Origin of the sequence: Actinomadura sp. BRA 177, assembly GCF_013372625.1 — a bacterium.
GTDB lineage: Bacteria > Actinomycetota > Actinomycetes > Streptosporangiales > Streptosporangiaceae > Spirillospora.
The window spans coordinates 1-10,401 of sequence record NZ_JABXFD010000346.1 but is presented as its reverse complement, the minus strand read 5'-3'; the positions used below and the strand labels follow the sequence as shown (position 1 = coordinate 10,401).

Below are 10,401 nucleotides of genomic sequence, written 5' to 3'. Positions count from 1 at the left end.
ATTTGTGTGATGAGTAGTTGTCGTTTTGTTTTCTTGTTTTGTGATAGAACCGGCGACCACAGAGAGCTTCACGATCCTCTTCGTCGGCAGCGTCGGATGTGTATAAGAGACGGCGCAGGGCCCGCGCCGGTGGGCCCGCGACGTGCGGCCTGCCGAGGGCGGGGACGGCGACTGGGACGAGGCGACCCTGACGTTCCGCGACGCGGACCGTTTCGCGCCGTATCTGGCGCGGTTCGCCGACGACGTGGTGGTGCTCGACCCGCCGGATCTGCGGGAGGCGGTGATCCAGCACCTGAAGTCGGTGCTGGCGGGGACCGGCGCGCACCCGGTAGAGGAGGGGGAGGCCCGATGACCGGCAAGGCGGCGGCGACGACATCGACCGACCGGCTGGGGCGGCTGCTGGCGCTCGTCCCGTACGTGGTGAACCGTGACTCGGTGGCGCTGAGCGAGGCCGCGGCGGCGTTCGGGGTGACCGAGAAGCAGCTGATCGACGACCTGAACCTGCTGTGGTGCGTGGAGCTGCGGGCGCCCGACCCGTACTGCCCGATCGACCTGTCCTACGAGGGCGGGGAGATCACGGTGGCGGAGGCGGAGTCGATCGCGCGGCCGCTGCGGCTGAAGGTGGACGAGGCGTCGGCGCTGCTGGTGGCGCTGCGGATGCTGGCCGGGATCCCGGATCTGGACGACCGGGACGCGCTGAGCCGGGTGATCGCGAAGCTGGAGAGCGCGGCGGGGGAGGCCGCGGCGGTGTCCAGCCAGGTCGCGGTGGAGGTGGACGCCTATGGCGGGACGGCGGACCCGGCCCGCACCGCGGTGGGGGTGCTGCGGGACGCGATCGCGGCGCGCCGCCGCGTGCACCTCACCTACTACGTGCCGGCGCGGGACGAGAACACCGAGCGGGACGTGGACCCGATGCGGCTGCTGGTCGTGGAGGGCAACACCTACCTGGAGGGGTGGTGCCGGCGGGCGGAGGCGGTGCGGCTGTTCAAGCTGGACCGGATCGCCGACCTGGCGGTGCTGGACGTGCCCGCGCAGGTGCCGGACGAGGCCGAGCCGATCGACGTGGACGCGGGCCTGTTCCGGCCGTCCCCGCAGGACGAGGCGGTGACGCTGGAGCTGACGCCGCGGGGCCGGTGGGTGGCCGACTACTACCCGTGCGAGAGCGTGGAGGAGATGGGGGAGGGGCGGCTGCGGGTCGTCCTGCGGACTCCCGACGCGCGGTGGGTGCGGGGCCTGGCGCTGCGGCTCGGCGACCAGGGCCGCGTGGTGGCGCCCGAGAGCGTCGCGGCCGGTGTCCGGGACGATGCCGCCAGAGCATTGGCCCGGTACGGCATGTGCTAGGCGGATCGGATACCGTGTCCGGGTGATGTGGGTCGCGGTGTCGGTGTCGCTGGGTTCCGCCGGCCTCGCCGTGCTCGCGTGTTGCGCTTTCAAGGTGTGGCTGGGCGTGCGGCGCTTCGGCCGTGAACTGGAGCGCACGAAGCGGCGGCTGGAGCCGAAACAGTCGGCGCTGCGCGATGAACTGTCCCGTCTCCAGGACGCTCGGTCGTCACAAACGCCGGACGAGGGCGTACGATCGGCCTGAGTGCCATTCTGCTGAAGAGGATTGCCATGCCGAACATCGGGACTCCCGAACTGCTCATCATCCTGCTGGTCGTCGTGCTGATCTTCGGGTCGGCGAAGCTTCCGCAGCTCGCGCGGTCGCTGGGCAAGTCGGCGCGGATCCTGAAGGCCGAGACCAAGGGCCTGCGCGAGGACGATGACGACGCGCCCGAGGACAAGCCCGCGCAGCAGGCGCAGGCCCAGCAGGCGCAGCAGACCCAGCAGGCGCAGGGGGAGGACCCGCGGGAGAGGGCGGCGCGGCTGCGCGAGGAGGCGGCCCGGCTGGACCGCGAGGCCGCGGCCGGCGAGTCCGGGCAGCGTCCGCGCGGCGCCATCGGCTCCGGTGAGCCGATCCAGGGCGTGCCGGTGTCGGACCCCGGCAAGCTGCGCCAGGGCTGACGGGCCCGCCGCACTGTTCCCCGCCGACCCCCGAGCCTGAATGCCGACGATGAAGCTGAGCAGGCACGACGCCGCCCCCGACGGCCGCATGCCCCTCATGGACCATCTCCGTGAGCTGCGCAACCGGTTGATCAAGGCGATCCTGGCCTTCGTGGTCGGCGCGATCGTCGGCTGGCTGCTGTTCGACCCCGTGTGGGACTTCCTGAAGCAGCCGTACTGCTCGCTGCCGCAGTCCCATGTGATCGACAAGGACGAGTGCTCCCTGTTCGTCAACGGGATCTTCTCCTCGTTCTTCCTGAAGCTGAAGATCTCCTGCATCATCGGCGCGGTCATCTCCGCGCCGGTGTGGCTGTACCAGATCTGGGGGTTCGTCGCGCCGGGCCTGTACGGGCGTGAGCGGCGCTGGACGTATGTGTTCCTGGCCGCGGCGGTCCCGCTGTTCTTCGTCGGGACGGCGCTGGCGTACGTGACCGTCGACAAGGGCCTGGCGATCTTCCTGGGGTTCGTCGCCGACGACGTCAAGCCGCTGATCACCGTGGACAGCTATCTCGGCTACGTGCTGACGATGCTGCTGGTGTTCGGGCTGACGTTCGAGCTGCCGCTGTTCGTGGTGGTCCTGAACCTGGCCGGGGTGCTCAGCTCCAAGCGGATCCGCCGCTTCCAGCGGATGATCCTGTTCGGCATCTTCGTGTTCGCGGCGGTCGCGACGCCGAGCGCCGACCCGTTCACGATGCTGGCGCTGGCGCTGCCGACCGTGGCGCTGTTCGAGGTCGCGGCGCTGCTGGCGTTCCTGAACGACCGGCGCCGGGCGCGGCGCCCGGATCCGTACGCGGGGCTGGCGGACGACGAGGCGTCCCCGCTGGACCTGGACGCGATCGACGCCGAGCTGGAGAAGGGCGACGCCGCCCGCTGAGCACCGGGTCCGATGATCGCGCCGCCCGTGGATTGGGTATCGGGCCGGTCGAAACCGTAGGCTCGAAGGTATGACCACCCCCGACACGACGTCGGCCGATGAGACCCCGGCACAGCGGTACGCCGCCTACCGCAGGCGCACCGCCGGGAACGGCCCGGCCCTGCTGGACTTCCGCACCCTGTACGACTTCGAGCTGGACCCGTTCCAGCTGGAGGCGTGCCGGGCGCTGGAGGACGGCAGCGGCGTGCTGGTCGCCGCGCCCACCGGATCCGGGAAGACGGTGGTGGGGGAGTTCGCCGTCCACCTCGCGCTGACCACCGGCACCAAGTGCTTCTACACGACGCCGATCAAGGCGCTGTCGAACCAGAAGTACGCCGACCTCGTCCGCCGCTACGGGCCGGACAAGGTGGGGCTGCTCACCGGCGACAACAGCGTGAACGGTGAGGCGCCGATCGTCGTGATGACGACCGAGGTGCTGCGGAACATGCTGTACGCGGGGTCGCAGACTCTCGCGGGTCTGGCGTTCGTGGTGATGGACGAGGTGCATTACCTCGCCGACCGGTTCCGCGGCGCCGTCTGGGAAGAGGTGATCATCCACGTCCCGGATTCGGTGCGGATCGTGGCGCTGTCGGCGACGGTGTCGAACGCCGAGGAGTTCGGCGAGTGGCTGCACGAGGTCCGCGGTGATACGGCGGTGATCGTGGACGAGCACCGTCCGGTCCCGCTGTTCCAGCACATGCTGGTCGGTACCCGCCTGTACGACCTGTTCGTCGACACCGGCAAGGGCAAGGACCGGCAGGCCAAGCTGAACCCGCAGCTGACGCGGATGGCGGTGGAGGAGGTCCGCCGCGCCAAGGTCAACCAGGGGCGCCGCACCGGGCGGCGCCGCACGGCCCGCCCGCAGCGGTTCCGGCCCCCGGCCCGGCCGGACGTGATCGAGCGGCTGGAGCGCGCCGGGCTGCTCCCGGCGATCACGTTCATCTTCTCCCGCGCGGGCTGCGACGCGGCCGTCATGCAGTGCCTGCACGCGGGGCTCCGGCTGACGTCCAAGGAGGAGTCGGAGGAGATCCGCGCGCACGCCGAGCTGCGCACCGCCGACATCGCGCGGGAGGACCTGCGGATCCTCGGCTACGGCGACTTCCTGGAGGGCCTGGCGCGGGGCGTCGCCGCGCACCACGCGGGGATGCTGCCGACGTTCAAGGAGATCGTCGAGGAGCTGTTCACCCGCGGGCTGATCAAGGCGGTGTTCGCGACGGAGACCCTGGCCCTCGGCATCAACATGCCGGCCCGCACCGTCGTGATCGAGAAGCTCGACAAGTGGAACGGGGAGGCGCACGTCGACCTGACCCCCGGCGAGTACACGCAGCTGACGGGGCGTGCGGGGCGGCGCGGCATCGACGTGGAGGGCCACGCCGTCGTGGTGTGGGGCCCGAACGTGGAGCCGGCGTCGGTCGCCGGGCTCGCCGGCACCCGCACCTATCCGCTGAACTCCAGCTTCCGGCCGTCGTACAACATGGCGGTGAACCTGGTCGGCGCCGTCGGGAACGAGCGGGCGAGGACGCTGCTGGAGGAGTCGTTCGCGCAGTTCCAGGCCGACCGGGCCGTGGTCGGGCTGGCCCGGCAGGTCCGCAAGAACGAGGAGGCCCTGGAGGGGTACGCGAAGGCCGCGCAGTGCCATCTCGGCGACTTCATGGAGTACGCGGCGATGCGGCGGCGGCTGTCGGACCGGGAGTCCGAGCTGTCCCGCGAGCGCGCCGGGGCCCGCCGCGCGGAGGCCGCGAAGTCGCTGGAGCACCTGCGGCCCGGCGACGTGATCATCGTGCCGTCGGGGCGCCGCTCCGGCCTCGCCGTCGTCCTGGACCCGGGCGTCGGGCGCCGCTCGGACGGCCCGGCGCCGCTGGTGCTGACGATCAACCGGTCGGTGCAGCGGCTGTCGATCCAGGACTTCCCGCGCGCCGTGGAGCCGGTCGACCGGATCCGGATCCCGAAGTCGTTCAGCCCCCGCAACCCGCAGGACCGCCGCGACCTGGCGGCCACGCTGCGCAACCGGGTGCCCGACGACGTCCGCGACCGCAAGCGGTCCCGCGCCGACTCCGCCGCCACCGAGGACGCCGAGGTCACCCGGCTGCGCGCCGACCTGCGCCGGCACCCGGTGCACGGCTGCGACCAGCGCGAGGACCACGCCCGCTGGGCCGAGCGGTACCACCGGCTGGACCGGGAGACCGGGCAGCTGCGCCGCCGCGTCGAGGGCCGCTCGCAGGTGATCGCCCGCACGTTCGACCGGGTCTGCGGCGTCCTGCAGCAGCTCGGCTACCTCGACGGCGACTCCGTCACCGAGGAGGGCCGCCGCCTCGGCCGCATCTACAACGAGCTGGACCTGCTCACCGCCGAGAGCCTGCGCGAGGGGCTGTGGGACAAGCTCGACCACGCCGAGCTGGCCGCGTGCGTGTCGGCGCTGGTGTACGAGTCGCGGCAGCCCGACGACGCGACGCCGCCGCGCACCCCGACGGGCGCGGCGCAGGACGCCCTCGCCGCGATGGTGCGGCTGTGGGGGGAGCTGGACGCCGTCGAGCGCGACAACCGGGTGTCGTTCCTGCGGGAGCCCGACCTGGGGTTCGCGTGGACGGCGTACCGGTGGGCGAAGGGCGACGACCTCGACGAGGTGCTGCTGGAGAGCGACCTGACGGCCGGCGACTTCGTCCGCGCGGTGAAGCAGCTGCTGGACCTGCTCGGCCAGGTCGTGGACGCGGCCCCGCCGAACAGCCACCTCCGCAAGACCGCCAGGCGGGCCATGGATTCGATGCGGCGCGGCGTCGTCGCCTACACGTCGGTCGGCTGAGGGTGTTCGGGGGCTAGGCGCTTTCCGCGCGGCGGCGGGCGCGGCGCGCGGACAGCGTGCGGTTCACGCGGTGGGTCGCCAGCCGGACGAGGAGGGGCTGCGGCGGGCGCCGCAGGAATCGGGGCGTCACCCGGTGGCCGGCGGACGCGCTCCACAGCAGCAGCCCGGCGGCGCGGCGGCGGCCGGGCGTCCACTTCAGCCCGTAGGCGTCGCGGAGGTGCTCGGGGAGCAGCGCGGCGGTGACGAGCCGGAAGACGACCAGGCCGGGGAACAGGATGCGCAGCTTGCGGGGCCACAGGACGGCGTTCGCGACCTCGCGGCCCGCGTCGGTGACCTCCAGCGCGGCGAGCGTCTCGGCCATGTAGGCGCGGAACGCGGCCAGGTCGGGCGGCTGCGCCTCCAGCGGGCAGCCGAGGACCTCGGCGACGATGCGGGCCTGCCGGTAGTACTCCTCCGGGTCGGTGTCGCGGGGCCGCATGAGGGTCTCGTGGATGTACAGGGCGGAGTCGATGAGGGTCGCGTTGACCCACATCTGCAGGCCGGGGTCGTTGCCGGAGTAGCCGTCGCCGACGACGGTGCCGTGGATGCCGCGGACCTTCGCGGCGATCCGCGCGACCTGCTCGGGCGTCCCGAACGTGGTGACGAGCAGGAAGTCCAGGGTGCCGAACAGGCGGGCGAGGGGCCGGTCGGCGAAGTCGCTGTGCTCGGCGACGCCGGCGGCCACGCCCGGGTGGGCGAGCTGCATGAGCAGGGCGCGCCCGGCGGCGAGGCCGACGAGGGGCTCGGCGGCGAGCGTCCGCAGGACGTCGCGGTCGGCGAGCCGCTCGGTGAGCCGCTCGGGCGTGGGGATCGGGGGTGTGGCGGGCAAGCGGGCCTCCCGGCGGTCGGATCCTGCGCCCGCCATCCTCGCCCAACTATTGACGGACGGTCAATAAGGCGCGGCGCCGGGGCCGCGTCCCCTACCCAGGTCGGAGGCGGTTCCGCACGGGGGAGGATCCGGGCATCCAGCGCGCCGCGATAGTGTGATCACGATCACCGGAACACCCTCGACCAGCCCGGGAAGTGCGAATGATCGAGGCGGCGAACCTCACCAAGCGCTACGGCGACAAGACCGCCGTGGACGACCTGTCGTTCACGGTCGTCCCTGGCCGGGTGACCGGGTTCCTCGGCCCGAACGGGGCCGGGAAGTCGACCACCATGCGGCTGCTGCTCGGCCTGGACCGGCCCGACCGCGGCGACGCCCGCATCCACGGCCGGCACTACCGCGACCTGAACGCGCCGCTGCGCGTCGTCGGCGCCCTGCTGGAGGCGCGGGCCGTGCACACCGGCCGCAGCGCCTACAACCACCTGCTGTGCCTGGCGCAGACGCAGGGCATCGGCAAGCGGCGCGTCGACGAGGTCATCGACCTCGTCGGGCTCACCGGCCCCGCCCGCAAGCGCGCCGGCGGCTTCTCCCTCGGCATGGGGCAGCGGCTCGGCATCGCCGCCGCGCTGCTCGGCGACCCGTCCGTGCTGATCCTGGACGAGCCCGTCAACGGCCTGGACCCCGAGGGCATCGTGTGGATCCGCACCCTCATGCAGCGGCTCGCCGCCGAGGGCCGGACGGTGTTCGTCTCCAGCCACCTGATGAACGAGATGGCCGTCACCGCCGAGCACCTCATCGTCATCGGGCGCGGCCGGCTGATCGCCGACTGCTCCACCGAGGAGTTCATCGAGCGCAGCACCGAGAAGATGGTGACGGTGCGCAGCCCCGACGCCGAGCGCCTGTCCGGCGTCGTCGCCGCCGAGGGCGGCAAGGTCGCGCCGGGCGGCGACGGCCTGCTCACGGTGACCCACATGGAGGCGCCCCGCGTCGGGGAGCTGGCCGCCGCCGAGGGCATCGTCCTGCACGAGCTGACCCCGAGCCGCGGCTCGCTGGAGTCGGCGTTCATGGAACTGACCCGCGACAGCGTCGAGTACGGCACGGCCGCCGGATCCGCCGCCGGATCCGTCCCCGAGGCCGTCCCCGGCGCGGTGCCGGGCGCCGTCCCCGGCCCGGAGGGAGAGCCCCGATGACCACCGCCACCGCCCCGCCCGCCGCCGACCCGTCCGCCGGCCTCCCGCGGCCCGGCTTCGGCCGGCTGATGCTCGCCGAATGGACGAAGATCCGCACGGTCCGCTCCACGGCGTGGTCGCTGATCCTGCTCGTCGTCCTGGACCTCGGGTTCACCGCGCTGTTCGTCGCCCTCACGATGTCCCAGTGGGACAACACCAACCCCGGCGACCGCGCGCAGATCTCGGCCGACCCGGTCAGCTTCATCCTCGGCAGCGGGTTCTTCCTCAGCCAGCTGACGGTCTGCGTCCTCGGCGTGCTGGTCATCGCGTCCGAGTACTCCACCGGCATGATCCGCGCCAGCCTGCTCGCGGTGCCGCGGCGGCTGCCGATGCTGTGGGCCAAGGCGCTCGTGTTCGGCCTGGTCGTCCTCGTCATCGGCGTCGCGGTGTCGTTCGCGGCGTTCTTCATCGGCGCGGCGATCATCGGCGACCGGATGCAGGTCTCCCTCGGCGACGAGGGCGTGCTGCGCGCCGTCATCGGCGGCGGCCTGTACCTGGCGATGCTCGGCCTGTTCGCGCTCGCGATCGGCGCGATCGTGCGGCACACCGCGGGCGGCATCACCGGCGTCATCGGGTTCGTGCTGGTGCTGGCGCCGCTGGCGATGCTGCTGCCCGGCAGCATCGGCGACCACGTCCACGCCTACCTGCCGTCCGAGGCGGGCACCCTGATCGCCAAGGCCCACCAGGGCCCGAACGACCTGCTCACGCCGTGGGAGGGCTACGGCGTCTTCGCCCTGTGGACGGTCGCGCTGCTCGCCCTCGCCGCGTTCCTGCTCAAGCGCAGGGACGCCTGACCGCCGCGAGGCGCCCCCGGGCCGCGAACCCGGCGCGGGGGCGCTCCGGCGCGAGCCGCCCCGCCACCACGACCCCGTAGAGGACGTGGTCGAGCGCCACCACGCCCCGCCACGCGACACTCCGCTCGTGGACGTGGTGGACGCCCAGCAGCGGCGCGATGCCCGCCTCGAAGCCCAGCCAGACCGCCAGCCCGTAGCCGGGCCCCGCCGCCGGATGCCGCCGGACCCGGTCGGGCAGCAGCCCGAACGCCGCGCCGCCGGCCGCCCCGTAGGCCCAGTGCGCCAGCTCCGTCACCGCCTCCCGGTACCGCTCCGGCAGCCGCCGCACGACCGGCGCGTGCCGCTCCACGAGCGCCTCGGGCGGGCTCTGCTCGCGCGGCCCGACCGCCGCGGTGACCGTCCGGACGCCCGTCATCGCCATCGCGGCGACCAGCCCCCGCGCGCCCGCCCGCGCCACCGCGGCCCGGCGCGCCGCCGGCTTCCCGCTCCCCATGTGCGCCTCCTCGGTACAGCCCCTCAGCGCATCTGCCCCGTCCCGGTCCGCCCATGCCCGCGCCGGTGGACCCTTGCACTGTGCAAAGGTCTGCGGCTACAGTTTTGGGCAGTTGCTTAAAGCGAACGACCAAGAGGCGGGGGGGGCGATGGCGGACGGCGAGGTGCCGACGCGGATCCGGCTGCTGGAGGCGGCCGTCGCGGTGCTGGCCGAGAGCGGCTGGGCGGCGGTGACGTCGCGGGTCGTGGCCGACCGGGCGCAGGCCAACAACGCGCTCGTGCACTACTACTTCGGGTCCGTGGACGCCCTCCGGCGCGCCGCGGTCATGCACGCCGTGGAGAAGGAGCTGGAGGGCCCCGTCGAGGCGATCTTGCGGGCCGAGGACGCCCTCACCGGCCTCGCCGACGCCGTCCGCGAGCTGATGGGCCGCGGCCCCGGCACCGCCGGGCAGCGGGTCGTCGTGGAGGCGATGCTGCACGGCCTGCGCGACGCCGAGCTGCGCGCCGAGAGCGAGCGGCAGATCCGGATGTTCCGCGACCTGCTCGCCGCGCGGCTCGCCGAGAACCGGACGGCGGGGCTGCTGCGCCCCGACGCCGACCCCCGCGGCCTGGCGGTGCTGCTCGCCGCGCTGGTCGACGGGCTGCTCATGCACGTGCTGATCGACCCGGAGACCGAGGCCGGCGCCGCGACCGAAGGGCTGCTCGCCCTGCTGCGCCCCGCCGGCCCCCCGCCCGGGCACGCCGACGAAGGAGACGACGATGACGCGACACCGCGGTGAGCCGGCACCCGTCCGCGAGGACGCCCCGGCGCGGGGCGACGCCCCGCCGGCGGTCCTGCTGCGCGGGGCCGGCAAGACCTACGGGACGGGGCACGCGCGGGTCCACGCGCTGCGCGAGGTGGACCTGGAGGTGCCGCGGGGCGAGTTCGTCGTGCTGCTCGGCCCGTCCGGGTCCGGCAAGACGACCCTGCTCAACCTGATCGGCGGGATCGAGCCCGCCACCGAGGGCGAGGTGGCCGCCGGCGGCCGCGACATCTCCCGGCTCGGCGAGGACGCCCGCACCGCCTACCGCCGCGACACCGTCGGGTTCGTGTTCCAGTTCTTCAACCTCGTCCCGTCGCTGACCGCGCCGGCGAACGGCCGCCTCGTCGCCGAGCTGACCGGCCGCGGCGACGAGGCGGACGTTCTCCAGCGCGGTCAGCGACGGACCGGCCTACATTCACACCATAAGCCTGCGGCCGCGACGCATGGCGCCAGCGACTCCACAGG

The 10,401-nt window shown here is 73.3% G+C and carries 11 protein-coding genes and 1 pseudogene; 10 read left to right on the top strand and 2 right to left on the bottom strand.

The genetic code is table 11. From position 1 onward, the window contains the following. Nucleotides 1-136 precede the first annotated feature (136 nt). The 6 genes and pseudogenes from HUX53_RS18715 to HUX53_RS18690 all read left to right on the top strand — a co-directional run. Nucleotides 137-352 (top strand): annotated as a pseudogene (locus HUX53_RS18715) (WYL domain-containing protein); the annotation flags it as partial. Beyond that, nucleotides 349-1,341 carry a YafY family protein gene (locus HUX53_RS18710; protein ID WP_176404498.1) on the top strand — a complete coding sequence of 331 codons (993 nt, stop codon included), beginning with the start codon at nt 349-351 and terminating at the stop codon, nt 1,339-1,341. The pseudogene HUX53_RS18715 and the gene HUX53_RS18710, both read left to right, overlap by 4 nt. Nucleotides 1,342-1,366: 25 nt before the next feature. Further along, nucleotides 1,367-1,585, top strand: a complete 219-nt coding sequence (locus HUX53_RS18705; RefSeq protein WP_176404500.1) for a hypothetical protein — start codon at nt 1,367-1,369, stop codon at nt 1,583-1,585. 26 nt (nt 1,586-1,611) lie between these two features. Further along, nucleotides 1,612-2,001, top strand: coding sequence for a Sec-independent protein translocase subunit TatA (gene tatA, locus HUX53_RS18700; protein ID WP_176404497.1), 390 nt, complete (start codon nt 1,612-1,614; stop codon nt 1,999-2,001). A 49-nt stretch (nt 2,002-2,050) separates the two neighbouring features. Then, nucleotides 2,051-2,914 carry a twin-arginine translocase subunit TatC gene (gene tatC / locus HUX53_RS18695; protein ID WP_255205397.1) on the top strand — a complete coding sequence of 288 codons (864 nt, stop codon included), beginning with the start codon at nt 2,051-2,053 and terminating at the stop codon, nt 2,912-2,914. A 70-nt stretch (nt 2,915-2,984) separates the two neighbouring features. Continuing rightward, complete coding sequence (locus tag HUX53_RS18690) at nt 2,985-5,753, top strand: RNA helicase (protein ID WP_176404496.1); 2,769 nt, start codon at nt 2,985-2,987, stop codon at nt 5,751-5,753. A 13-nt stretch (nt 5,754-5,766) separates the two neighbouring features. Here HUX53_RS18690 and HUX53_RS18685 read toward each other — a convergent pair whose 3' ends face one another. Further along, nucleotides 5,767-6,621, bottom strand: a complete 855-nt coding sequence (locus HUX53_RS18685) for an oxygenase MpaB family protein (RefSeq protein ID WP_255205396.1) — start codon at nt 6,619-6,621, stop codon at nt 5,767-5,769. Nucleotides 6,622-6,821: 200 nt separating this feature from the next. On the opposite strand from HUX53_RS18685, the gene HUX53_RS18680 reads away from it, so the two are divergent. Together HUX53_RS18680 and HUX53_RS18675 are read left to right on the top strand one after the other, a co-directional pair. After that, nucleotides 6,822-7,808, top strand: coding sequence for an ABC transporter ATP-binding protein (locus tag HUX53_RS18680; RefSeq protein ID WP_176404494.1), 987 nt, complete (start codon nt 6,822-6,824; stop codon nt 7,806-7,808). Beyond that, entirely contained in the window at nt 7,805-8,641 is an 837-nt protein-coding gene (locus tag HUX53_RS18675; RefSeq protein ID WP_176404493.1) for an ABC transporter permease, read from the top strand. Before HUX53_RS18680 ends, HUX53_RS18675 begins: the two co-directional genes overlap by 4 nt. On the opposite strand, the gene HUX53_RS18670 is transcribed toward HUX53_RS18675, so the two are convergent. After that, complete coding sequence (locus HUX53_RS18670) at nt 8,622-9,134, bottom strand: hypothetical protein (protein ID WP_176404492.1); 513 nt, start codon at nt 9,132-9,134, stop codon at nt 8,622-8,624. The genes HUX53_RS18675 and HUX53_RS18670 overlap by 20 nt on opposite strands. A gap of 148 nt (nt 9,135-9,282) precedes the next feature. Here HUX53_RS18670 and HUX53_RS18665 point away from each other — a divergent pair, with 148 nt between their 5' ends. Next, on the top strand, nt 9,283-9,912 hold the full coding sequence (locus tag HUX53_RS18665) for a TetR/AcrR family transcriptional regulator (protein ID WP_176404491.1): 630 nt from the start codon (nt 9,283-9,285) through the stop codon (nt 9,910-9,912). After that, nucleotides 9,893-10,401: ABC transporter ATP-binding protein (locus HUX53_RS18660; protein ID WP_176404490.1), on the top strand; the 509-nt coding region annotated here is incomplete at its 3' end. The genes HUX53_RS18665 and HUX53_RS18660, both read left to right, overlap by 20 nt.